The sequence below is a fragment of the Shimia sp. NS0008-38b genome, from assembly GCF_040370365.1.
Classification (GTDB): domain Bacteria; phylum Pseudomonadota; class Alphaproteobacteria; order Rhodobacterales; family Rhodobacteraceae; genus Shimia.
Map to the genome: position 1 here is coordinate 610,940 of NZ_BAABWQ010000001.1, position 21,493 is coordinate 632,432.

Consider the following 21,493-nt stretch of genomic DNA (forward strand, 5'->3'; position numbering starts at 1 on the left):
CATCCCTTAGAACCCGGTGGGCAGCTCATGCTGCTACGGTGTTTACGAGTGCCAGCTGAAGCACGATAGACTTCAGAAGTGTTCGGCGTACCACAACAAATCACTCCGCCCAGAACCACAGGCTGCAAACCGCTTGGACAATAATTGGTGCCACCGCCGTAGGGCTGGATCAACACACCCTCAGGTTGATTGACTGGCCCAATCTGTGGCGCATTGGAACTCCACGTCTGGGCGGAAATAGGGGCCGCAATCACTATAACGGCAGCGGCGAAAAGATAGGACATACGCGTCATGAGGCAAAAGCTCCAATTGGACATCACTTGGTTAACTGAAGCCAGCCTACTGTTCGCACACAGAACCTGTCAAATATCCAAAACGACGTCAGCGACGCAGATACTCTTTCACCTCACACGGCAGCTTGGCCCCCGTCAAAGGGCGTGACGCAAGCATGCGCCATTCGGCCTCTGAGAAGTCGGGAAAAAATGTATCCGCATCTGAGACCACGGTGTCCACTTCGGTAATCAACAACCGATGCGCGATCTCCAGCATCTCTCGGTAAATCGACGCACCGCCAATGCCATAAACCCGATCATATCCTTCGGCCTGGGCCAGCGCCACAGCCTCTGAGATGGAGGGCACCACCACCTCGGCCACATCCGGCCGAGAGGACACTACAATATTGAACCGTCTGGGCAGAGGTTTCACCGGAAGGCTCTCCCAGGTGCCACGCCCCATTATGATCGCGCCTCCCGTGGTTTCCCTTTGAAAGGTCTTAAAATCCTCAGGGATGTGCCAAGGAATGTCTCCGTCTCGTCCGATGGCCCCATTTCGTGCACGCGCAACAACCAAAGAGATCATGATTTACACCGCCACAGGTGCGGAAATTACGGGATCTGGATCGTAGTCCTTAATCTCGAAATCCTCGAATTTGAAATCAAATATCGAGTCGACCTTTCTGTTGATCTCCAACTTCGGCAACACCTTTGGAGCGCGCGACAACTGCAAATCCACCTGCTCTCGATGATTGGAATAGATATGCGCGTCTCCAATGGAATGCACAAAATCACCGGCTTCATGACCGGTCACGTGCGCCAACATCTCAAGCAGCAATGCATATGAGGCAATGTTAAACGGCACCCCAAGAAACATATCCGCAGACCGCTGATACAGCTGCAAATGCATCCGCCCGTTTAACACGCGCACCTGCCACATCGTGTGACACGGTGGCAGCGCCATTTCCGGCACATCCATGGGGTTCCATGCCGAGACAATCAAACGGCGGCTGTCGGGGCTGGCTTTGATGGTATCGACCAGAGTTTTGATCTGGTCTACGCCGCCAAAGTCACGCCATTGTTTGCCATAGACTGGGCCCAAATCACCGTTCTCATCGGCCCATTCGTCCCAAATTGAAACCCGGTTTTCTTGCAGGTACTTGATATTGGTGTCCCCTGCCAAAAACCACAAAAGCTCGTGAATGATGCCACGCAGGTAGAGCTTCTTTGTTGTCACCAAAGGAAACCCGTCCGCCAGCCGGTATCGGGTTTGCATACCGAAATAGGATCGCGTCCCGGTACCTGTACGGTCTGAAGAGTCTTCGCCCAACTCCAAGATCGTTCTCAATGCGTCATGGTACTGCTGCAAAATCTGCCCCTTAGTCTTTTGCGCGACGTCCTTGCGAGTCGGCCAAATTCAACAAATAGGACTATATCTTGTGGCAGCGACCGTGGGAACCGCAGGATTGACACAAATCCGCTCAGGCAACTGCACTTAGAATGTTAACAAAACTACAAAACACACTGGCCAAGCTTAGCACTCACGTGTTTTGATATCCCCGATTCAACCAAGGACATAAATCATGCACGTGAAATATCTTCACACGATGGTCCGCGTGGCCAACTTAGACGCGTCTATCGCTTTCTATGGTCTGCTTGGGCTCAAAGAAATCCGCCGCATAGACAGCGAAGAAGGCCGGTTTTCACTGATATTCCTGGCGGCCGATGGCAATCACGAAGCACCGCTAGAGCTGACCTACAACTGGGACGGAGATGATGGTTTGCCCTCTGACGGTCGCCACTTCGGCCATCTCGCCTATGAGGTTGGTGACATCTATGAGATGTGCCAACATCTGTCTGACAACGGTGTGATCATCAACCGTCCCCCACGCGATGGGCGCATGGCGTTTGTGCGATCTCCAGACAATATTTCCATTGAGCTGCTGCAACAGGGTGACGCCCTGCCTCCGGCTGAGCCTTGGGCCAGCATGGAGAGTGTGGGCCACTGGTGATCCGCTGATCTGCAAAGCACATATCGCAGCACTGGGGGTGGCCTTTGCGGCCTCCCCCACCCTCGCCTCGGACTGTCGCATAGCGCTCTTGCTGGCCTTGGATGTCAGCTCTTCGGTGGACGCGGAAGAGGATCTTCTGCAACGCCAAGGACTTGCCGCCGCTTTGACCGCACCAGAAGTTCAGGCCGCCTTTCTCGACGCACCTCAAAGCGTGGCCTTGGCCGTGTATGAATGGAGTGGGCGCGAAAAACAGAATACCTTGCTTGATTGGACACTGATTGACAGTCCGCGTGTCTTGATGGAAAGCGCCGCAAAACTTGGGCTCTCAAACCGGCAGACCACAGAGTTTCCCACGGCTCTGGGCCATGCGGTCGGCCACGCAGCCAAACTGTTTGCCGCCGCACCAGACTGTGACACCAAAGTGCTCGATGTCAGCGGTGATGGCATGAACAATGACGGTTTCACTCCCAAACAGGCCTATGGCGCCTTTCCTTTGGACGGGGTGATTGTGAACGGTCTGGCAATTGAGACATTTGGTGTCAAAGCTGCGAACTTAAACGCCGTTCCTGGCGACATGACGTCCTACTATCGAGACGAGCTGATCAAAGGTCCCAATGCCTTTGTCGAAACCGCCACTGGTTTTGCTGATTTTGAAGATGCAATGCGCCGCAAACTCTCACGTGAGCTCTCGGTAACAGTTCTTGGGTATCTGGACATCGATCTCTGACCAGAAAAGCAAACCTCCGCGTCGCGTGATCCGCTTTCGATGCTGGATTTGAGAGCGAACTGAAATGCACATTGCCGTCTGGGATTTCTCGTTCCACACGACAATCTCAGGAATGCAAAATCGTTTCGGAGGTTTTCGGATTGCGCAAACGTCACAGGACACAGGCCCACGCCACTTACGCACGCGAAAGGCACGCCGTGCCCCTTCTGGGGGCGGGCGCGCAAAAGCTACGGAATCCCCGTTCTAGGGTATCCGGGCGACCTTAGTAGATATAGCGGATTTGGTCAGTCCAGTAGCGCTCAACACGGCGCAAAGCGTGGGTGATCTGCTCAATCCCGTCTTCGCCAAGCACACCTTTGGCCTGCAGGCCTTCAGCATGACGGGCAAAAAGCGCGGAAATCACATCGCGGATTTCGCGGCCCCGGTCTGTCAGACGCACGCGCACAGAGCGGCGGTCAATTTCGCAACGCTGATGGTGCATATACCCTGCATCCACAAGCTTCTTCAGGTTATAGCTCACATTTGAGCCTTGATAGTACCCGCGCGACTTAAGCTCGCCCGCAGTCACTTCATTGTCGCCAATATTGAACAACAACAACGCCTGAACCGCATTGATCTCAAGTACACCAACACGCTCAAACTCGTCCTTAATCACATCCAGCAACAGCCGGTGAAGGCGCTCTACAAGCGCCAGCGAGTCCAAATAGTCGTTCATAAACGACTGTTCTGTCCCGCTTTCCATTGATGAATGAAAGCTCATTCTACTACTCCGTCAGCTTATCTAAGGAATAAGACTGACGGAAAAAGCCCAACAAGTGGTTAAACCGCCCAAAAGATGTCACAAATTCGCGTCAATTTGGGCCGCTGATCGTCGTCGAAATCCTCGAAATCAGCGCGACATAGGCTTCAGGTGCAGGCTTTTGCCCTGTAACCCATTGATATAAATCCTGATCATTTTCATGCAAAAGCGCATCGTAAAGATCGAGCATTTCGCCGTCCATGGCTTCCAGATTTTCCTCTGCAAACCGCTTCAGAATGATGTCCATCTCTTTTATCCCCCGCCGCATCGACCGCATTGTCATCCGCTTCAAGCGATTCTCATGGGTCTCAACAACCGGGGCATTGGACGTGTCAGACATATTCAAACTTTCTTGCGCAGCGCTTTTTCCAACCGTGCGAGACGGTCGATGTCACTCTTCATACTGGCTCGGATATCACGAATCTCTCCAAGAATAGCAACCATTCCCGCATCGACCATATTGTCCTCTTCAGGTTGCTCAACACCATCACCTTCGCCCATCAGCAACCAACCAACAGACACATTCAAAAGCCCTGCCATCATCGACAGGCGATTGGCCCTTGGTTCGCTGAGATCTTCTTCCCAATCAGCCACAGTGCCTTTCTTGACCCCGAGTCGTTTGGCAAACTCACCCTGCTTCAGCCCGGCCGCTTCACGCGCTGCTGCCAACCGGTCTCCAAAAGTTGCGACATCCTCGCCGTACCAGTCCTCATCGGTCATCGTATTCACTTGATCCTGCGGCATTTGTCGGTCCTTTGCGCTTCAGTCTTGAATGGTGTTCGTGGGCACCCTAAGACATGGGTCTAGTGAATACAAACGAGGCCCAACGGTATGTCTTTCCTGTCCAACACCCTGTCCCGCGTCAAACCTTCTCCCACCATCGCCATGACAGCGAAGACCGCGGAATTGAAGGCCGCAGGCCGTGATGTCATTGGGCTAAGCGCTGGAGAGCCCGATTTTGATACCCCTCAAAATATCAAGGACGCCGCTGCGGCCGCAATAAACGCTGGAAAGACCAAATACACCGCCCCGGACGGCATCCCCGAACTGAAAGAAGCCGTCTGCGCAAAAATGAAGCGTGACCATGGGCTGGAGTATACGCCGGCACAGGTTTCTGTTGGCACCGGCGGCAAACAGACGCTCTACAACGCGCTGATGGCCACGCTGAACGACGGCGACGAAGTTGTCATCCCCGCGCCTTATTGGGTCAGCTACCCGGATATGGTATTGCTAGCTGGCGGCACTCCAGTGGTGGCGGAAACGTCTCTACAGACAAATTTCAAACTGACTCCAGATCAGCTTGAAGAGGCAATCACCCCCAAGACCAAATGGTTTATTTTCAACTCACCCTCAAACCCAACGGGTGCGGGTTATTCTCGTGACGAGCTCAAAGCACTGACCGATGTGCTTATGCGCCACCCCCATGTTTGGGTGATGAGCGATGATATGTATGAACACCTCGCATACGATGGATTTGAGTTTTGCACACCGGCCGAGGTGGAACCGGCGCTCTATGACCGCACTCTGACCTGCAACGGTGTGTCAAAAGCCTATGCCATGACCGGCTGGCGCATTGGCTACGCCGCGGGTCCTGTTGCGCTCATAGCGGCCATGCGCAAGATCCAAAGCCAAAGCACATCCAACCCCTGCTCAATAAGCCAATGGGCCGCACTCGAGGCGCTCAACGGAACGCAGGATTTCTTGGCGCCCAACAACGAGGTGTTCAAACGGCGCCGCAATTTTGTGGTCGACGCACTCAATAAGATTGAAGGCATCTCTTGCCCCAAGCCAGAAGGTGCGTTTTATGTCTACCCTTCGATCGCTGGGTTGATTGGCAAAACCACACCCAAAGGCACCGTGATCGAGGACGACGAGGCTTTTGCAAACGCATTGCTGCAAGAAGCGGACGTGGCAGTTGTATTTGGTGCCGCCTTTGGCCTCTCGCCAAACTTCCGCGTGAGCTATGCAACTTCTGATGACGCCCTGAAAACCGCTTGCGAACGCATTCAGGCTTTCTGTAACTCACTCCAGTAAAGAGAAACGAGGCAAAATCATGGGTGGCGATCTACCAGAGTACTATTTTCGCGTGCGCGAGAACGGCGCAATGGTGTTCCGTGTGGACACGCAAAACAGGCACCGGCGGATCGAGATGGATCAGATCGCCGTTCTCAATGTAAAAAATGGTGAGGTGAAAGCCCATGGCGATCACAAGCTCACCAAAGACGACAAAGAGGCGATTGCCCACTGGATGCAGGAGCGGCGCGCATTGTTGGCCGATCGTGCCATTGACGATATCTTGCGCACTGTCGATCATTTGAACCTGACCACCCAATGGGCGCAATCCAAAGCCACCGCAGAACAGTTGGAAGAAGTCACTGATGCGCTGTTGCTAACGATGCATGATCTGCGCTCCGTTCTGGTACGCAAAAAGGCGGATCGTTTGCTCAAAGGCAAGTGAAACGCATTGCAGAGGTTAAGAGTGCATCTGCGCCCTTCTCTGCACAATGCGCTCCGTCACTCTGAGGGATCTCATACCCGCGAGAAGTCAGTTGGTCTTAAATGGCTTCCTTCGGGTCACGCCCAAAGCGTTTGCGCAATCGGGCAAGGTCGGTGACCCAAAAACGGAGCATCAAAAGGATCGCCGCCGCTGTCAGGCCAAGCACCAGACCGAACCAAACACCTTCCCCACCCCATTGCCACACAAATCCGAGAAAATAGGCGCTCGGCACCCCAATGATCCAATAGCTGACGGCGGCAATAACCATCGGCCCGCGGGTGTCTTGCACGCCACGGAGCAAACCCAGCGCCATGATTTGAGCCCCGTCAACCACCTGAAACAGCGCTGCAACATAGAGCAGCCCGACGCCGGTGGCGATGATCACATCACGCTGAGGCTCGTCCGGCTTGATAAACAGACCCAGCAATTGTTCAGGGACCAACAGGAACACAGCCACCGCCACAAAGGCGATCAGAAGAGACATCACAATCGCCACCTGCGCGCCGCGCGCCATATGATCAGCGTCTTTGCGTCCCATCGCATTACCCACACGCACGGTGGCGGCGTTTGACAGGCCCAGGTGCACCATAAAGGCCAGACTGGCAAGCTGTAGCGCAACCCCGTGTGCGGCCAGAGCGATGGTGCCGAGCCATCCCATCATAATTGAGGATGCCGAAAACAGACCAACCTCTGCAAGGTTGGTCAGGCCAATGGGCAATCCAAGACGGAACACACTCGCAAAAACCTCCCAGTCAGGCCGCCAGATCCGCGCAAAAAGGGCGTGCTCTGGCAGGGCACGCAAAGCGTAGAGAATGACCCCGATCAGGGAAACAAACTGCACAATGATGGAAGCAATAGCCGCACCGCGCACACCTAATTCGGGCAAACCTGCGTTGCCAAAAATAAGCCCGTAGTTGACCAGCGCATTGATCGGAACCGCCGCCATGGTGACCCAAAACACCACACGCGTGTGTTCCAACGCGGCCAAATAGGACTTCAACACCATCACCAACAGCGCAGGCACCAGTCCAAGCCCAGCGATGCGCAAATAGGCCTGCGAGAGTTCGGCGACATCAGGGGCTTGTTGCAGCCCCAACAAAAGCGTCCCGGACAACAAGAATAGAGGTTGTACAACGATCCCGAAGATCAACGACAACCAAAGCCCCATCCGCGTGATCCGGCGCAGGCCTTGTTGGTCGTCCTCAGCCTCTGCCTCGGCCACCAAAGGCATCACGGCAATGGCGAATCCCGATCCCAGAATGAAAATCACAAAGAAAAAGGTACTGCCCAACACCACAGCCGCCAGCGATTGCACCGAGTACCAACCCAACATGATCGTGTCTGTCAAACCGATGGCAAACTGCGCAACGTGGCCACCGATCAACGGCACGCCGAGCCGCATCAAGGCGCGCACATGTTGCGACGTTGGCATTGGAGAGGGCTGTGATGTGTGTGAATGGGTGTTCATGCCCAAGCTTTAGGCGTCTTGTGAAGGGGGGGCAAGAGACCGCGTGCTGTTGATCAAAATCTGTAAGCCTGCCACTTTGGATAGCGTGTGACGCGGAGTGGTTTGATGAAACAAGATCCTTGTGAATGCTTGATTGAAGACACCCAGATGTTTTTGTCCAAGCTGGCCAAAAACAACACCCGAGAGTGGTTTGTTGCGCACAAAGACACCTTTGAAGATCAGCTGAAATCACCAGCTCTGGTCTTGTTGGATCAGGTGGGCGCCGCACTGCACCAACAAACCGGACACGTGCCGACGTCCAAACTGTTCCGTCCCAATCGCGACGTCAGGTTCTCAAAAGACAAAACACCTTACCATCTGCATCTGCACATGTTGTGGTCGACGCCCCCCACCGGCTGGTTCTTTGGCATTGGCCTTAAAACGGTCTCTATCGGGGCTGGCATCATGGGGTTTGACACAGATGGAGTGAGCCGTTGGCGCGCTGCCGTCGCTTCCGCTCAGGGGGATGCGATCGCCTCGGAGGTGCAGTCCTTGTTAGACTTGGGCGCACGCCTGCAAGAGCCGGAACTCAAACGGGTGCCCGCGCCCTTTGACAAAGAGCATCAGCAACGTGACCTGCTACGTCGGAAGTCCTTGTGTCTTTGGTTTGATCGCCAGTCAGAGAGTTTGGCGCGGAGCCCTTTGACAGATGAGATCAGCGCCACCTTCGAAAAACTGGCGCCTCTCAATCACCTTTTGAGGGGCATCTAAGCTTAGCGCTGACTGCGTCCATCAGGATGTAGCACTGTGCCCAGAATGTGATCGGACTGATGCAGAACATGGCTGGCCGTGTGCACAATCAGCGGGTCAGCCGGCCTGGCGATCTTCAAATCTTTGCCGGGATAGTCGATCGAACTTAGAAAATGGCGCATACAATTGAGGCGCGCCCGTTTTTTGTCGTTCGATTTGATCACCGTCCATGGTGCATCAGCAGTGTCGGTGTAAAAGAACATCGCCTCTTTGGCTTCGGTGTAATCGTCCCATTTGCTAAGCGAAGCCTTGTCAATCGGGCTCAGCTTCCACTGCTTCAACGGATCGGTTTCTCGGCTTTTGAACCGCCGTTTCTGCTCGTCTTGCGTGACCGAAAACCAATATTTGTAGAGCCGGATACCAGAACGCACCAACATGCGCTCCAACTCAGGCGTCTGGCGCATGAACTCCAGATATTCCCCCGGCTCGCAAAACCCCATGACCCGTTCTACCCCAGCACGATTGTACCAGCTCCGGTCATACAGCACCATTTCTCCGGCGGTGGGCAGATGTTCCATGTAACGTTGAAAATACCATTGCCCGCGCTCCTGTGTGCTGGGCTTATTCAAGGCAACAACACGTGCAGACCGCGGATTGAGGTGTTCCGTGAAGCGTTTGATCGTGCCGCCTTTACCGGCCGCATCACGCCCCTCAAACAGCATCACAAATTTCTGTCCCGTGTCCTGCGCCCACAATTGCACTTTCAAAAGTTCAGCCTGCAACTTGGCTTTCTGTGACTCATACGACCGCCGCGACATCTTTTTTGGATAAGGGTATTCACCTTTCTCAAAGGCCTCGCGAAGCTCATCTCCTGATGTCGCGGTTTGCGCACCAAAGCTGCCACGATCTCCCACTGCGGCTTCGCTGTGTTCTTTGTCGGTGTTGTGATCTGAAGATAAGATGTCGGTAGCTTTATCCATGGGCGCCTCCTAAAGGTTTCTGCTTGCCCAGAGGATATCAAGAACACGCAGCAGCAGCCTTGACACACGTCAAGAACACACTGTTTTCTGGCGCAGCTGGCGGTGCGCCCAATCGCGCCTCACACACCCTGCGTGATAGAGCCGCGCGAAAACGGCCGAAGACTGTTCCAATTCAGGAGATGCCAAGTGGCTTTTGTACCGTCCCACATCGTCAAAAAGACCGCCCTTAAGACCGCCCTTTCGACCACACTCATTGCAAGCTCTTTTCTGAGCGCAGCAAGCGCGGGGGAAAACCGGATCGATCTCATCCGACCTGACGCACCCACATTGGCTGATTTTGGCGCCTATAAAATCGGGGTTACCTCCCGTGTTTTTCTCCACAAAGATCAACTTGATATCGTGTCTTCTGATGCAGATACATTGGTGCGATACGATCGGCCTTTGCCCGTTGAAATCTGGTATCCGGCGGCAGACGACACAACGCCAGGTGGCACTTATGAAGTCACTCTCAGAGACCCCAATCTAACCGGAACCCTTCATGGTCAAGCTGCGCGCGACGCCCCCCCCAAAACCGGCACGCAATTCCCGCTCATTGTCCTGTCACATGGCTACCCGGGCAATAGGTTCCTGATGTCCCATTTGGGCGAGAACCTTGCGTCTAAAGGCTATGTGGTGGCTTCGATTGACCATACCGACAGCACCTACGCAGACCAAAATGTGTTTGGTGCAACATTGCTCAACCGCCCCATTGACCAGAAGTTTGTGATCGACAGCATGACGGCGTTGGACGGACCAATTGGCACAATCATCAACACGGATAGCATCGGCCTTATTGGCTACTCAATGGGCGGCTACGGCGTATTGATTTCTGGCGGTGCTGGGCTGGCGGATGGCATCGAAGACCTGCCTTTTGCGCCACCCCAAGGGACTTTGCGCCACAATGTGTCAGGCACCGACACGCATGAATCCTTGGTAGATTCACGCGTCAAAGCGCTGGTTTCAATTGGTCCGTGGGGTCGCAATCATGGCTTCTGGGACGACGCGGGCCTTGCGGGGCTGCGAAAACCAACCCTCTTGATCGCCGGTGAGGTGGATGATGTCTCAGACTACGATGCCATGCGCGAGATTTTCACCCATAGCACCGGGGCCACGCGCCACTTGCTCACCTTTGAGAACGCCAACCACAACGCAGCCGCACCAATACCAGCCCCATTGGAGGCGTGGCAATTTTCTGAATCTCTAGGATATGCGCCCTTTGACCACTACGCCGATCCAGTGTGGGACACGACTCGCATGAACAACATTGCTCAGCATTTCACGACTGCTTTTATGGACTTACACTTGAAATCTGATCATGAGAAATTTGAGTATCTGGATCTTATTCCAAATCCCAAAAACAGCCTGCATGCCTTGGATGATAACGGCAAACCAACAGCTGAACATACGTATTGGAAGGGCTTCCCGGCGCGTACTGCGGTGGGCCTAACGTTTGAAACACTTGAGAAAGATCACTAACGGAGCGCCTGCACACGTCTGCTCTCACCCGCCTCACCATCATCGCGGTCGCTCAAGCGACGATACTCATTAGGTTTCTTAAAACTGTCTGAACTTCTGCGTTTGAAACACCCAATGCCTTTGTGGAACGGCGGTATTTGATAATCCGCCGTTAATCTTCAGCAGCCTAGGCTCACCTCGGAAATTGCTGAGGAACCATATCCAATGAAGTCTTTCGTAGCCGCCGTTGCAACCGTTTCTATGACTGTTGCAACCGCCCCTGCTTTTGCCGACACTTTAACCATTCTTGCCGCAGACCTGCCGCCTATGGTCTATTCCGATGGCTCTGGCCGTGAGGCGGAGATTGTCACAAGTGTCATGTCTCACTGCGGGCACGACGTGGAATACGTGGTGCAACCTTTCACACGTCACTGGGCCTCGTTTGAGGCCGGTCAGGGGGACGCTGTGATGACCGTTCCAATGGGCATGCCAATGGCAGGTGAACAATCCGCCCCCTACATTGCTTACCAGAACGGCGTCTCCTATCTGTCGTCATCTGGCAGCGACTTTTCTGCACTAACCGATCTGGCAGGGCTCAGTGTCGCTGCATTTGAAGGTGCCTCCGGAATTCTGCCCGGACTATCAGATGCCACCGAGAGCTTTGGATCCTATCGAGAAATGGCCGATCAAAAAACCCAGTCTAAACTGCTCTTTGGGGGTCGCGTGGACGGCATTCTGGGTGACGGCATGCTGTTTGCAGCCTATGCTGCCAGCCTGCGCGAAGCGGGCAGCAGCGCCGGTGTGGATGCCTCCCAATCTTTGGAGTTCCGCGCCATCTTTGATCCATCAAACTATGCAATGAACTTCCGTGACCCCGCCATGGCCGCTGAATTCAATCGCTGTTTCTCTGAACTTGAGGCAAACGGCGCGATCACCGCAATCAACACCAAGTGGGTCGACAAATATCGCGACACGCTCGCCGACAACTATTTGGCGATGTAAGCCACCCGCCATCCCTTTGCGACCGCCAAGCGCTCTCTGTCTCAATTGCTTCGGAGGTCGCATGTTTGACCCTCCAAGGGTACAATCCGCCCCGCTGCCGTTGCGCCGCGGGGCGGTTTTGCTTTGCCCAGAATGCAGGCATACAGGTGTCATAAACGCTTTCGCCCCTTCCCCCTGCGACCGTGCCCTGCCATAATGCGTCTCAAGCAACAGCAAAAAAGAGCAGCCCGCGAATGCCCAACGACCTTCTGGCCGATACGCAGCCGACCGACTACGACGCCTCCTCCATTGAAGTTCTTGAGGGGCTGGAACCTGTCCGAAAACGCCCGGGTATGTATATTGGCGGCACGGACGAGCGCGCGCTGCACCACATGGTCGCTGAGATCCTCGACAACTCGATGGATGAGGCTGTCGCAGGTCACGCCAACCGCATCGAAATCGAACTCAACGCGGACTACTCCCTGACGGTACGTGACAACGGCCGTGGTATCCCCGTTGATCCACACCCCAAGTTTCCCGACAAATCCGCGCTTGAGGTCATTCTCTGCACCCTGCACGCGGGCGGTAAATTCTCTGGCAAAGCCTATCAGACCTCGGGCGGCCTGCACGGCGTGGGGGCCTCTGTGGTGAACGCGCTGTCCGATCTCATGGTTGTACAGGTTGCGCGCAACAAAGAACTCTATGAGCAGCGTTTCTCCCGCGGCATTCCGCAAGGACCAGTCGAGAAAGTTGGCGCTGCCCCCAACCGGCGCGGCACCACGGTGACCTTCCACGCGGATGAGCAAATCTTTGGCTCCCACCGTTTCAAACCGGCCCGCCTGTTCAAATCGATCCGCTCTAAAGCCTATCTTTTCTCTGGCGTTGAAATCCGCTGGAAAACCCACATCGATGACGGTGAGACCCCAACTGAGGCCACGTTCCACTTTCCCGGCGGCCTGTCTGATTATCTCAAAGAAACCATGGACAAGGCCACCACCTACGCCGACCAACCCTTTGGTGGCACGGTGGATTTTCAGGGCCGCTTTGGCGTGCCGGGCAAGGTTGAATGGGCCATCAACTGGACGCCCTCACGCGACGGTTTCATTCAGTCCTACTGTAACACCGTCCCCACACCCGAAGGCGGCACCCATGTCGCCGGGTTCTGGTCGGCTGTGCTCAAAGGCATCAAAGCCTACGGCGAGCTGGTGAACAACAAGAAGGCCGCGCAAATCACCCGCGACGACCTGATCACCGGCGGCTGCGCGCTGGTCTCCTGCTTCATCAGCGAGCCCGAATTTGTCGGCCAGACCAAAGACCGGCTTGCCACGGTTGAGGCCCAGCGTCTGGTGGAAAACGCCGTGCGCGACCACTTTGACAACTGGCTGGCGGCGGATACCAAATCCGCAGGCGCGATCCTTGATTTCCTTGTGCTGCGCGCTGAGGAACGCCTGCGCCGCCGTCAGGAAAAAGAGACCGCCCGCAAAACCGCCACCAAGAAACTGCGCCTGCCCGGCAAGCTGGTAGATTGTTCGGCCACCAACCGCGACGGCACCGAGCTGTTCATCGTGGAGGGCGACTCTGCGGGCGGCTCTGCCAAAATGGCCCGCAACCGCAAGACCCAGGCGCTCCTGCCCCTACGTGGTAAAATCCTCAACGTGCTGGGGGCCGCAGGCTCCAAGATCACCACCAACCAGGAAATCAACGACCTGACCCAAGCGCTTGGCGTCGGTTTGGGGACCAAATTCAACGTTGACGATCTGCGCTATGACAAGATCATCATCATGACCGACGCGGATGTCGATGGCGCCCACATTGCTGCACTGCTGATGACGTTTTTCTACACGCAGATGCGGCCTATGATTGACGCTGGCCACCTCTACATGGCCTGCCCGCCGCTGTTCCGCCTGACCCAAGGGGCCAAGCGTGTTTACTGTGTGGATGAGGCGGAAAAAGACGCCCACCTTGAAAAAGGCATCGGCGGCAAAGGCCGCATCGACGTGTCCCGCTTTAAGGGTCTGGGGGAAATGGACGCCAAAGACCTGAAAGAGACCACCATGGATCCGGGCTCCCGCAAGCTCATCCGCATCACGATTGATGAGGACGAGCCGGGTGAGACCGATGGTCTGGTGAACGATCTGATGGGCAAAAAGCCAGAAAAACGCTTCCAGTACATTCAAGAGAATGCACGGTTTGTGGAGGAGTTGGATGTTTGAGTAAGCCCGGCTCCGTGGAGACCGCTACTGAGTTTACCTCTCAGTTATTTGAGTTAGTTGAGGCAGCGCTAAACTCAGGGTTTAGCACCGCTCTTCTCGGCGCATTTTTTGGGGCTTTAGCCGCGAACTATTTTGCGATCCGGTCCGAAACCAAGTCGCGCCTAACTACTCAATTGCTCGCTTGCAACGAAGCGACAAGCTACTCAATTGCGGTATTTCAGCATTCGTTGAACATGAAACGACAGTTTGTTGTGCCTTTGATAGCACAATTTCAAGAAGACAAGGTCCGATTTGAAGAACAAATTGCAAGCCATGCCACGGGAAAAGACATACAGCCATCCCAATTTGATCTCGATTTCTTCAATTACTCAACATTCACCCACAATGCCGAAAAGATTGAGCAAATCGTTTGCTCAAACGGCATTGTTGTGGATCAAACCATCACAGCGACGTCCTTTCTAGTTCAATCTCTTCAAAACTTGGACACGTCTTTTGAAGAACGCAGTAAACAACTAAGTTTTCTAGAAGGATTAAAGAAAGAAGAGTCTCCTGTAGTTGTGATTAGTAGATATTTTGGCGTGAGCTTGGATGATCGAGTTGTAGATACACGTCTCGCAGACAGCATAGGAAATATGTCAGATAGCTTAGATGATGCCATTTTCTATTCAAAGTATATTGCAGAACGAACAAGCAAGCGATCTCAAGAACTTGCAAAGCAAATTGGAAAAGCGAGCCCTCAACCTCTTCTTTTTTCATTTGATGACAACGAATTTGGCCACTTGGTTCCGACGAGCGACAACTTTCCCACGTTTTGATGACCTTCTGCGCCAGACCCGAGGGTAGGCGCGGAATGTGCCCTCTCATGGGCTGAAGAGGGACCGTCGCGCCAGTGGCGCGGCGTAAGCGTTCTGAACGGTCGGGCGCGGCGGAATGCAAGGCATTCCGCACTAGGTAGCGATGCACGGAATGGTAGCCCCACCCCGTAGGGTGCGCATTCACTGCGCACCATCCAACATCGCCACCACCGAAACGGTGCGCATAAATGCGCACCCTACATCTTGCTCGCCATCGGGCATCGCCCTAACCTCCCCCCATGCGCCCATCCCTCGCCATCCTCGTCGCCCTCTTGCTGCCCGCCACCGACGCCACAGCCCAAGCCCGCGCGGACAGCGAACGGTATCAAAACAACCACATGTCTCCCCAAAGCCAGCAGGCCCGCCCGCAAAAGCGCCAGACGCCGGACCTGCAGCAATGGCCGCAAGATCAGCAACGCACAGAGCTCTTCTGTGACCAATACGCCCGCGCCGCCACCGGCATGCGCGGCACCGTACAAGGCAGCCGGACCGGCACCAATCTCGGCCAAGGCGCGGGTTACATCGGCACGCGGGATCGCAAACAGGCCGAAGCCTTTGGCATGATCGGCGGCGCACTTGGCTCCGCCGCAGGTGAAGCGCAGGATCAAAACTTCTATGACTATCACTTCGGTGACTGCACGTCCGGCGGCCGTCTTGCCACCACACCCCGGTAGGCTGCCGCATTTACTGCGCACCTCTGCACAAACCGCCACGTTGGACCTACGCAGACCCTGACACAGGAGAGTGAATTCTGTTTCAGGCCAAAATGCCTATGTTGGCGCTATGGCTGATTTTATCACTGTCTACAAACTCCCGCTGATCGTTCTGTGCTTTGTCATTGGCAGCATAGGCGCCGTTTTGCTCTTTAAATTTGCCCACCGCTCCAAAGCTTGGGAGGTGGCAGATGTGATCTGGGTGGCGCTTGGCGGCATTGGCGCGGTGGTGGCCATTGCGGTGGGCATCTACCAAGAAGACAGCAGCGCGCTCAATCGCCAAGTCACCGTGGCCTACTCCGCCAGCCGCGCCTTTGATGCGAACGCCGCCCGGTTCCGGCTGCGCTATTGCGCCCACCCCGAAAATGGTGACCTCTCAGCCCTGTGTGAGAAAGTTGAATTCCTTTCGGCCAGTTCGGCAGGCAACACCGCCCTGCCCTTGTTTGTCGCCGTAACAGAGCACCGCGCCCCGCTGGAAGGGTTTACTTTGCTGTTTGGCCAAGCCCGCGAACGCGCCGCAATGAAGAAAGCCGCCGAGGATTTTGACATGGTCGAGTTCCTCGCCTTTGACACCCGCGATGTGGCCACAGTGACGGCGCTAAAACGTCTGGAGCTGACCCGTCCCGCCGTGGCCGCTGACTACCGCGTCTTGGCGCTGACCTATGATGCGCTGATCACGGACATCGCCGCGTTGCAAGACGCATGGCGTGTGCTGCAATCTGGGCGCGGCCTGTTGATCCTGCAATGTATTGCGCTGGGACTTGTGGCCTTTGCCGCGCCATTTCGGTTGGGGCGGACGATTGATGGGCTTGTGTGATTTCCCCGCTTGCCCACGCCCGGCGAATTGCTAGTGTCACCTTATGCGCGTGTGGCCTCTATTCCTCTGTTTTGCTCTGATGTCCTGTGGCCGCCCATTGACGGAAACTGAAAAGGCCTTTGTCGCCGATTTCCACGGTGAGACGTTGGATGTCAAACCTGTGCGGATCAACAAAGACGCCCCTTTGAGCGTGGCCACCTTTGAATACAAAAAGCGCCCGCGTCTGGCCTGTCGCGAACGGATCAACCCCGAACCAAAAGAGGAGGTTATCACGGCCTCAGCAGCCGGCGTTGCGCTGTTCAATCGGCTGTTTACCTCAGAGGGCTGGTCGGTGCCCAACTATGTGCCGGACTACCCACAACAGTTGCACATGTCTGCCGCACTGTTTTTTGCCCATGAGATGACACATATCTGGCAATGGCAAAACCGAGAGACCACCGGCTACACGCCATTGCGCGCCGCCAGCGAACACAAGCGTGGCACCGATCCCTATCAGTTTGAAAGCGCTTCTGCGGAAACCTTTCTGGACTACGGCTATGAACAACAGGCGGCTGTGGTCGAAGAATACCTATGCTGCGCGTTGCTCGATCCAGACGCGCCGCGCACCGAGCGGTTAAAAGATTTGCTCGATGATCACTTTCCGCTTCAGAACCTGCCCAAGGTTGAGGCTGTGATCCTGCCGTGGGAGGATGCCAAAATCCAAGGCATTTGTCGCTGATTTTGGCGCAATTTCGCACCTCCGCATTACAGTCGCGATACAGACGCAATACCGACGTGTGATTTTGCACAAAAAAGGGGGCGCCTGCCCCCTTCTGTGTGTCAGCTCGTCTATGGCCAGTGCCTATTTATATCCAAAGGCGCTGTCTGGGATCAGCTGTCGTTTTCCACCCGGTGGCGTCCACTCGCTCTCAAAGCACGCGGTGCCTTCTTTCTGGAAATACAATACCTTAATGTCATACCACCCGGCCTGCGGCACGTTCACCTGAGGCCGCCCAGCACTGGCACACCCTGTGATTTTATCAAGCTTCCCGACCGTCTGCCCGCTGATCCAAATTTGCGCGCCGTCGTTGGTGTAGAACTCCACCCCAAAGGTTCCGGCGGAGGGAAATTTGATATACCCCGTCACCATCGCCGAAACCAATTCCGCGCGGCCAGACGTCATCACCGGCGCACCTTTGCCTTTGTCAGGATAGTTCAAACCCGAAAGCGGCTTACCCGGCTCTCCAAATCGTTCAATCCGGCGTTTCGCTGGCGCCAAACTCCGAACCCCGCGATCATTCTGCGCATACACCACCGACAGACCTGCTTTGAGCCCCGTCGGCTGTGGATTTGCCGGGGTCAGATTGATCACCTGTGCCGACGCAACACCAGCCAACCCAAAACCAATAGCCGCTATGGCACCAAATAGAAAAGACTTCACTGCGAACACTCCCTCGCGTTTATGCGGATGTCCGCAGCCTAAATCCTTTGCATAGGATTGAGCAAGTCACAGTTCTGAAACGGCTTACTTATCTCGCTAAGTGTCGCAAAGCTCTGCAAGAGATAGAAAATCTTCCCAGCTTGAAAAGCGCACATCATGTTCAATCTGGGTCACAGGAGATTTTCGATACCCCTCTGTAAATAGAGCAAATTTGACCCCCGCGTTGGTCGCGGTTTCTGCATCAATTTCGCTATCCCCGACATAGAGCACTTCGTTTGGGGCTAAATCTGCCATCACAGTTTGCAACGGCAAAGGATCAGGTTTGCGAACGGACAAGCTGTCTCCCCCAACAATAGTTGAAAAGTGATCAATCAATCCCTTTGCTTTCAGCACACGACGCGCTGGCTGTTCTGGTTTGTTGGTACACACACCTAAATCAAATCCGCGGGTCCTAAGCTTTCCGAGCACGTCGACGACACCTTCAAATACCGATGTGCCTTCCGAACTGGAAGCTCCATAAATTGCCAGAAGGCGTGCACTCAAGCGCTCAAATTCTGTTCCAGGTATATCGCGAACGTGCATCACACGCTCGACCAACTTAGGAAGGCCATTGCCAACAAAAGAAACCACAGTTGGTAAATCGAGTTGCGTCTTTCCTTCTTCGGCCAACATCTTGTTGACTGAAGTTTGAATGTCTGGTGCGCTATCCACAAGCGTTCCGTCTAAGTCGAAAACCACCGCTTTAATCATTGCGCCACCCGTTGTTAGCATTTTGGCACAAGACCAATTTATTGGAACAATCTCAAGCCGCAAAACTCAACTGTTGGCAGCTTTGAACCATGCCACAATCGCCTCACGTTCTTCGGGCTCCATCCAGCTGACATTCGCCGGCGGCATCGCCTCGCTCACACCGGATTGGATATAAATTTGTCGCGCCGCCGCTGCAATTTCAGTGGGTGTTTCCAACAAAACGTTCTTGGGGGCGCGATGGATGCCATCATAACCCGGTTCACGCGAGTGACACATAGAGCAACGCCCCATCACAATGTCCGTAACTTCCGAAAAACCCTCTGCAGCTGCAAAGACTTGCTCGGTCGTGGTCATTTCGCGGGTTTCGGCGTCCTCAAGATCACTTTGGGACAACGGCGCAGTAGAAAGCCACATTATCAAAATGAACAGGATCGCTGTCACAAGCCATGTCCAATACGGGGGGGACTTGTGGGCATGGCTCGTGTTGAAGAAATGCCGAATGGTCACTCCCATCAAAAACACGAGTGCTGCGATTAGCCAATTGTACTCGGTCGCAAACGCCAACGGGTAGTGGTTGGACAGCATCAGAAAGACAACTGGCAAGGTCAGATAGTTGTTGTGCGTAGATCGAAGCTTGGCGATTTTGCCATATTTTGGGTCTGGGGTCCGTCCCTCTTGCAAGTCTTTCACCACAATCCGCTGGTTGGGCATAATGATAAAAAATACGTTGGCGGTCATAATCGTCGCCGTAAACGCGCCGAGATGCAGCATCATTGCGCGACCTGTAAATACTTGATTGTAGCCCCAGCCCATTGCCACCAGGAGCGCGAACAGCAATAGCATCAGCAACGTCGGATGGCCTCCCAAAGGAGATTTGCATAGGAAATCGTAAACAAGCCAGCCAATTGTCAAAGAAAGTGCTGAGATAACAATCCCTTGCCACAGAAACAGTTCCGCTTTGTTCTGATCGATCAGATAAAGTTCTCCGCCAGCCCAGTAGACAATCATCAACAATGCCGCACCGGACAGCCAGGTCGAATAACTTTCCCATTTGAACCATGTCAGGTGTTCAGGCATGGCCTCAGGCGCCACCAAGAACTTGCGTATATGGTAAAATCCCCCGCCATGAACCTGCCACTCCTCGCCATGAGCGCCAGTTGGTAAGTTGGGCGCCTCGCGGAGCCCTAGGTCTAGCGCGATAAAATAGAAAGACGAACCAATCCAAGCGATAGCGGTGATTACATGCAGCCAACGTACGGCAAATTCCATCCAATCCCAGATGATCGCGAACTCATTCATGGTTTTCTCTCAATTTTTGTCGTTGCGACACGCTAGCGTCCCTTCGCTTTCTTCTCTATCGTGAAAAACTCCGAACAGCTTCAAATATTTCCTAAAGATAGCACATGTCCTACATCGACAATATTCGCACTTTTGTGCGTGTTTATGAACTTGGCAGCATGTCCGCTGCAGCCCGAGATCAACGGATTTCTGCAGCTGTCGCCTCCTCGCGCATTTCACAATTAGAGGATTACCTTAGCGTTCGGTTATTCCATCGCACGACGCGACAGCTTAATCCAACCGAACAAGGCAACACATTTTACGACGGCGCGTGTAAGGTTCTTGAGGCGATTGATGAGGCAGAAGCTGCTGTAAATTCAATTACACAAAGCCCACGAGGCCTGCTGCATATCGCTGCACCTCTTGGAGTCGGTCGTCGCCTGATTGCACCGCTAATACCTGAATTTAAAAAAGAATATCCGATGATTGACCTGCGTTTGCGCCTATCAGATCGCAAACTTGATCTCACGGCGGAAGGGTTAGATGTGGCCTTCTTTCTGGGCGTGCCGGAAGACAGCACATTGCGCATCAAGAAAATTGCAGATTGCCCGCGCATGCTGTGCGCAGCCCCCTCATACATTGAGCAAAGGGGCGCACCAACTTCTGCTGAAGAACTCACAAACGGCACCCATGATTGCCTCAACCTGCGCTATCCCGGCGCCCCAGAGTTTCAATGGCCGCTACAAACAGCAAACGGCATTCGGCGATTTGCGGTAAAAGGCCCATTTGAGTCAGATGATGGCGATGTGCTTACAAATTGGGCGCTAGATGGATTTGGGATCACCCTAAAACCTGCGTTTGAGATCGCCGAGCACCTCGAAGCAGGGCAACTTGTTCCAGTTCTTCAAGACACACCGCCCATCCCAATTCAAATGGCACTGCTCTACACACATCGACGCCATCAAGATCCCAAAACCCGGCTCTTGATCGAGTTTATGACCCCACGTGTTCAAGCCGCTCTCAGAGGAACGCTTGTTGCAGAGGAGGCTCAACTACCGCGATAGGTCGAATACCCATAAGGCGATAGTAACAGCGGCACGTGATAATGCACCTCTGGATCTGACATACCAAAACGGATCGGTATCTGATCCAAGAACAACGGCTCAGCCCCGGATTGCTCGGTTTTTGCCAGATACTGACCGCAGAAGAAAATCAGCTCATAAGTGCCTGTACTAAAATCCTCTTTTGCGAGGATAGGCTTGTCAGTCCGGCCATCAGAGTTTGTCACTGTTTCCGCGATTTTTCGATGTGAATTCCCCTTCACTCGATAAAGCGCAATACGAATACCTTCCGCAGGAAGGCCCCGCGCCGTGTCCAGTACATGGGTTGTCAAATAGCCAGCCATCAAAGTTCCTTACGATTTTTAAGCTCATTTAGCGTCTTACGCCCACATTTGAGCAGAGGCAGCGTGCCAACAACTCTTTCATGA

Annotated in this window: 24 protein-coding genes; 13 read left to right on the plus strand and 11 right to left on the minus strand. The window is 54.3% G+C overall.

The features are described 5' to 3' along the window. Nucleotides 1-381: 381 nt before the first annotated feature. Both ABWV47_RS02960 and ABWV47_RS02965 read right to left on the minus strand, forming a co-directional pair. Nucleotides 382-858, minus strand: coding sequence for a dihydrofolate reductase (locus ABWV47_RS02960; protein ID WP_353308352.1), 477 nt, complete (start codon nucleotides 856-858; stop codon nucleotides 382-384). Nucleotides 859-861: 3 nt separating this feature from the next. Next, nucleotides 862-1,641: a thymidylate synthase gene (locus tag ABWV47_RS02965; RefSeq protein ID WP_353308353.1), complete on the minus strand. Its 780-nt coding sequence runs from the start codon at nucleotides 1,639-1,641 to the stop codon at nucleotides 862-864. Between the two features lie 214 nt (nucleotides 1,642-1,855). Here ABWV47_RS02965 and ABWV47_RS02970 point away from each other — a divergent pair, with 214 nt between their 5' ends. Continuing rightward, nucleotides 1,856-2,284: a VOC family protein gene (locus ABWV47_RS02970; protein WP_353308354.1), complete on the plus strand. Its 429-nt coding sequence runs from the start codon at nucleotides 1,856-1,858 to the stop codon at nucleotides 2,282-2,284. Beyond that, on the plus strand, nucleotides 2,268-3,011 hold the full coding sequence (locus ABWV47_RS02975; RefSeq protein ID WP_353308355.1) for a DUF1194 domain-containing protein: 744 nt from the start codon (nucleotides 2,268-2,270) through the stop codon (nucleotides 3,009-3,011). The genes ABWV47_RS02970 and ABWV47_RS02975 overlap by 17 nt, the downstream gene beginning before the upstream one ends. A gap of 262 nt (nucleotides 3,012-3,273) precedes the next feature. Here the strand turns inward: ABWV47_RS02975 and ABWV47_RS02980 are convergent, their stop codons facing one another. The 3 genes from ABWV47_RS02980 to ABWV47_RS02990 form a co-directional block, all read right to left on the minus strand. Continuing rightward, nucleotides 3,274-3,771 (minus strand): MarR family winged helix-turn-helix transcriptional regulator, encoded by a 498-nt coding sequence (locus ABWV47_RS02980; RefSeq protein ID WP_353308356.1) that lies wholly within the window; start codon nucleotides 3,769-3,771, stop codon nucleotides 3,274-3,276. 91 nt (nucleotides 3,772-3,862) lie between these two features. Continuing rightward, nucleotides 3,863-4,150: a succinate dehydrogenase assembly factor 2 gene (locus tag ABWV47_RS02985; RefSeq protein ID WP_353308357.1), complete on the minus strand. Its 288-nt coding sequence runs from the start codon at nucleotides 4,148-4,150 to the stop codon at nucleotides 3,863-3,865. A 2-nt stretch (nucleotides 4,151-4,152) separates the two neighbouring features. Continuing rightward, complete coding sequence (locus tag ABWV47_RS02990; RefSeq protein ID WP_353308358.1) at nucleotides 4,153-4,554, minus strand: helix-turn-helix domain-containing protein; 402 nt, start codon at nucleotides 4,552-4,554, stop codon at nucleotides 4,153-4,155. A gap of 87 nt (nucleotides 4,555-4,641) precedes the next feature. Here ABWV47_RS02990 and ABWV47_RS02995 point away from each other — a divergent pair, with 87 nt between their 5' ends. Together ABWV47_RS02995 and ABWV47_RS03000 are read left to right on the plus strand one after the other, a co-directional pair. Continuing rightward, nucleotides 4,642-5,844: a pyridoxal phosphate-dependent aminotransferase gene (locus ABWV47_RS02995; protein WP_353308359.1), complete on the plus strand. Its 1,203-nt coding sequence runs from the start codon at nucleotides 4,642-4,644 to the stop codon at nucleotides 5,842-5,844. Between the two features lie 19 nt (nucleotides 5,845-5,863). Then, nucleotides 5,864-6,268: a hypothetical protein gene (locus ABWV47_RS03000; RefSeq protein WP_353308360.1), complete on the plus strand. Its 405-nt coding sequence runs from the start codon at nucleotides 5,864-5,866 to the stop codon at nucleotides 6,266-6,268. 97 nt (nucleotides 6,269-6,365) lie between these two features. Here ABWV47_RS03000 and ABWV47_RS03005 read toward each other — a convergent pair whose 3' ends face one another. Beyond that, complete coding sequence (locus ABWV47_RS03005) at nucleotides 6,366-7,775, minus strand: MATE family efflux transporter (RefSeq protein ID WP_353308361.1); 1,410 nt, start codon at nucleotides 7,773-7,775, stop codon at nucleotides 6,366-6,368. Between the two features lie 105 nt (nucleotides 7,776-7,880). On the opposite strand from ABWV47_RS03005, the gene ABWV47_RS03010 reads away from it, so the two are divergent. Further along, on the plus strand, nucleotides 7,881-8,525 hold the full coding sequence (locus ABWV47_RS03010; protein WP_353308362.1) for a DUF2461 domain-containing protein: 645 nt from the start codon (nucleotides 7,881-7,883) through the stop codon (nucleotides 8,523-8,525). Between the two features lie 2 nt (nucleotides 8,526-8,527). On the opposite strand, the gene ppk2 is transcribed toward ABWV47_RS03010, so the two are convergent. Then, a complete protein-coding gene (gene ppk2, locus ABWV47_RS03015) occupies nucleotides 8,528-9,484 on the minus strand; it encodes a polyphosphate kinase 2 (RefSeq protein ID WP_353308363.1) in 957 nt (318 codons plus the stop codon). Nucleotides 9,485-9,670: 186 nt separating this feature from the next. Here ppk2 and ABWV47_RS03020 point away from each other — a divergent pair, with 186 nt between their 5' ends. The 7 genes from ABWV47_RS03020 (at nucleotide 9,671) to ABWV47_RS03050 (ending at nucleotide 17,274) form a co-directional block, all read left to right on the plus strand. Continuing rightward, complete coding sequence (locus ABWV47_RS03020) at nucleotides 9,671-10,999, plus strand: alpha/beta hydrolase family protein (protein ID WP_353308364.1); 1,329 nt, start codon at nucleotides 9,671-9,673, stop codon at nucleotides 10,997-10,999. 204 nt (nucleotides 11,000-11,203) lie between these two features. Then, nucleotides 11,204-11,980, plus strand: a complete 777-nt coding sequence (locus tag ABWV47_RS03025) for a substrate-binding periplasmic protein (protein WP_353308365.1) — start codon at nucleotides 11,204-11,206, stop codon at nucleotides 11,978-11,980. Nucleotides 11,981-12,213: 233 nt separating this feature from the next. Continuing rightward, a complete protein-coding gene (parE, locus tag ABWV47_RS03030; RefSeq protein WP_353308366.1) occupies nucleotides 12,214-14,172 on the plus strand; it encodes a DNA topoisomerase IV subunit B in 1,959 nt (652 codons plus the stop codon). Next, nucleotides 14,169-14,987 (plus strand): hypothetical protein, encoded by an 819-nt coding sequence (locus tag ABWV47_RS03035; protein ID WP_353308367.1) that lies wholly within the window; start codon nucleotides 14,169-14,171, stop codon nucleotides 14,985-14,987. Before parE ends, ABWV47_RS03035 begins: the two co-directional genes overlap by 4 nt. Nucleotides 14,988-15,265: 278 nt before the next feature. Continuing rightward, nucleotides 15,266-15,700 (plus strand): hypothetical protein, encoded by a 435-nt coding sequence (locus tag ABWV47_RS03040; protein WP_353308368.1) that lies wholly within the window; start codon nucleotides 15,266-15,268, stop codon nucleotides 15,698-15,700. Between the two features lie 70 nt (nucleotides 15,701-15,770). After that, the gene (locus ABWV47_RS03045; RefSeq protein ID WP_353308369.1) at nucleotides 15,771-16,556 is read left to right on the plus strand and encodes a hypothetical protein; all 786 of its coding nucleotides are present in this window, start codon (nucleotides 15,771-15,773) and stop codon (nucleotides 16,554-16,556) included. A 43-nt stretch (nucleotides 16,557-16,599) separates the two neighbouring features. Beyond that, complete coding sequence (locus tag ABWV47_RS03050; RefSeq protein ID WP_353308370.1) at nucleotides 16,600-17,274, plus strand: hypothetical protein; 675 nt, start codon at nucleotides 16,600-16,602, stop codon at nucleotides 17,272-17,274. A 123-nt stretch (nucleotides 17,275-17,397) separates the two neighbouring features. On the opposite strand, the gene ABWV47_RS03055 is transcribed toward ABWV47_RS03050, so the two are convergent. From ABWV47_RS03055 to ABWV47_RS03065, 3 genes are all read right to left on the minus strand, one after another. After that, entirely contained in the window at nucleotides 17,398-17,976 is a 579-nt protein-coding gene (locus ABWV47_RS03055; protein ID WP_353308371.1) for a PA14 domain-containing protein, read from the minus strand. A 96-nt stretch (nucleotides 17,977-18,072) separates the two neighbouring features. Continuing rightward, nucleotides 18,073-18,747, minus strand: coding sequence for a phosphoglycolate phosphatase (gene gph, locus ABWV47_RS03060; protein ID WP_353308372.1), 675 nt, complete (start codon nucleotides 18,745-18,747; stop codon nucleotides 18,073-18,075). 45 nt (nucleotides 18,748-18,792) lie between these two features. Then, nucleotides 18,793-20,025, minus strand: a complete 1,233-nt coding sequence (locus ABWV47_RS03065) for a urate hydroxylase PuuD (protein WP_353308373.1) — start codon at nucleotides 20,023-20,025, stop codon at nucleotides 18,793-18,795. A gap of 104 nt (nucleotides 20,026-20,129) precedes the next feature. Between ABWV47_RS03065 and ABWV47_RS03070 the strand changes: the two genes are divergently transcribed. Continuing rightward, on the plus strand, nucleotides 20,130-21,068 hold the full coding sequence (locus ABWV47_RS03070; RefSeq protein WP_353308374.1) for a LysR family transcriptional regulator: 939 nt from the start codon (nucleotides 20,130-20,132) through the stop codon (nucleotides 21,066-21,068). Here the strand turns inward: ABWV47_RS03070 and uraH are convergent. Next, the gene (uraH, locus tag ABWV47_RS03075) at nucleotides 21,053-21,409 is read right to left on the minus strand and encodes a hydroxyisourate hydrolase (RefSeq protein ID WP_353308375.1); all 357 of its coding nucleotides are present in this window, start codon (nucleotides 21,407-21,409) and stop codon (nucleotides 21,053-21,055) included. The two genes, ABWV47_RS03070 and uraH, sit on opposite strands and share 16 nt — an antisense overlap. Nucleotides 21,410-21,493: the final 84 nt, after the last annotated feature.

What these genes read in the sequence shown, in the direction of transcription:
- ABWV47_RS03050 (WP_353308370.1), top strand. Translation starts at nt 16,600, where the DNA reads ATGCGCGTGTGGCCTCTATTCCTCTGTTTTGCTCTGATGTCCTGTGGC.
- ABWV47_RS02995 (WP_353308359.1), top strand. Translation starts at nt 4,642, where the DNA reads ATGTCTTTCCTGTCCAACACCCTGTCCCGCGTCAAACCTTCTCCCACC.
- ABWV47_RS02980 (WP_353308356.1), bottom strand. Translation starts at nt 3,771, where the DNA reads ATGAGCTTTCATTCATCAATGGAAAGCGGGACAGAACAGTCGTTTATG.
- ABWV47_RS02990 (WP_353308358.1), bottom strand. Translation starts at nt 4,554, where the DNA reads ATGCCGCAGGATCAAGTGAATACGATGACCGATGAGGACTGGTACGGC.
- ABWV47_RS03070 (WP_353308374.1), top strand. Translation starts at nt 20,130, where the DNA reads ATGTCCTACATCGACAATATTCGCACTTTTGTGCGTGTTTATGAACTT.
- ABWV47_RS03000 (WP_353308360.1), top strand. Translation starts at nt 5,864, where the DNA reads ATGGGTGGCGATCTACCAGAGTACTATTTTCGCGTGCGCGAGAACGGC.
- gph (WP_353308372.1), bottom strand. Translation starts at nt 18,747, where the DNA reads ATGCTAACAACGGGTGGCGCAATGATTAAAGCGGTGGTTTTCGACTTA.
- parE (WP_353308366.1), top strand. Translation starts at nt 12,214, where the DNA reads ATGCCCAACGACCTTCTGGCCGATACGCAGCCGACCGACTACGACGCC.
- ABWV47_RS03010 (WP_353308362.1), top strand. Translation starts at nt 7,881, where the DNA reads ATGAAACAAGATCCTTGTGAATGCTTGATTGAAGACACCCAGATGTTT.
- ABWV47_RS03025 (WP_353308365.1), top strand. Translation starts at nt 11,204, where the DNA reads ATGAAGTCTTTCGTAGCCGCCGTTGCAACCGTTTCTATGACTGTTGCA.
- ABWV47_RS02960 (WP_353308352.1), bottom strand. Translation starts at nt 858, where the DNA reads ATGATCTCTTTGGTTGTTGCGCGTGCACGAAATGGGGCCATCGGACGA.
- uraH (WP_353308375.1), bottom strand. Translation starts at nt 21,409, where the DNA reads ATGGCTGGCTATTTGACAACCCATGTACTGGACACGGCGCGGGGCCTT.
- ABWV47_RS03065 (WP_353308373.1), bottom strand. Translation starts at nt 20,025, where the DNA reads ATGAATGAGTTCGCGATCATCTGGGATTGGATGGAATTTGCCGTACGT.
- ABWV47_RS02985 (WP_353308357.1), bottom strand. Translation starts at nt 4,150, where the DNA reads ATGTCTGACACGTCCAATGCCCCGGTTGTTGAGACCCATGAGAATCGC.
- ABWV47_RS02970 (WP_353308354.1), top strand. Translation starts at nt 1,856, where the DNA reads ATGCACGTGAAATATCTTCACACGATGGTCCGCGTGGCCAACTTAGAC.
- ABWV47_RS03040 (WP_353308368.1), top strand. Translation starts at nt 15,266, where the DNA reads ATGCGCCCATCCCTCGCCATCCTCGTCGCCCTCTTGCTGCCCGCCACC.
- ppk2 (WP_353308363.1), bottom strand. Translation starts at nt 9,484, where the DNA reads ATGGATAAAGCTACCGACATCTTATCTTCAGATCACAACACCGACAAA.
- ABWV47_RS03005 (WP_353308361.1), bottom strand. Translation starts at nt 7,775, where the DNA reads ATGAACACCCATTCACACACATCACAGCCCTCTCCAATGCCAACGTCG.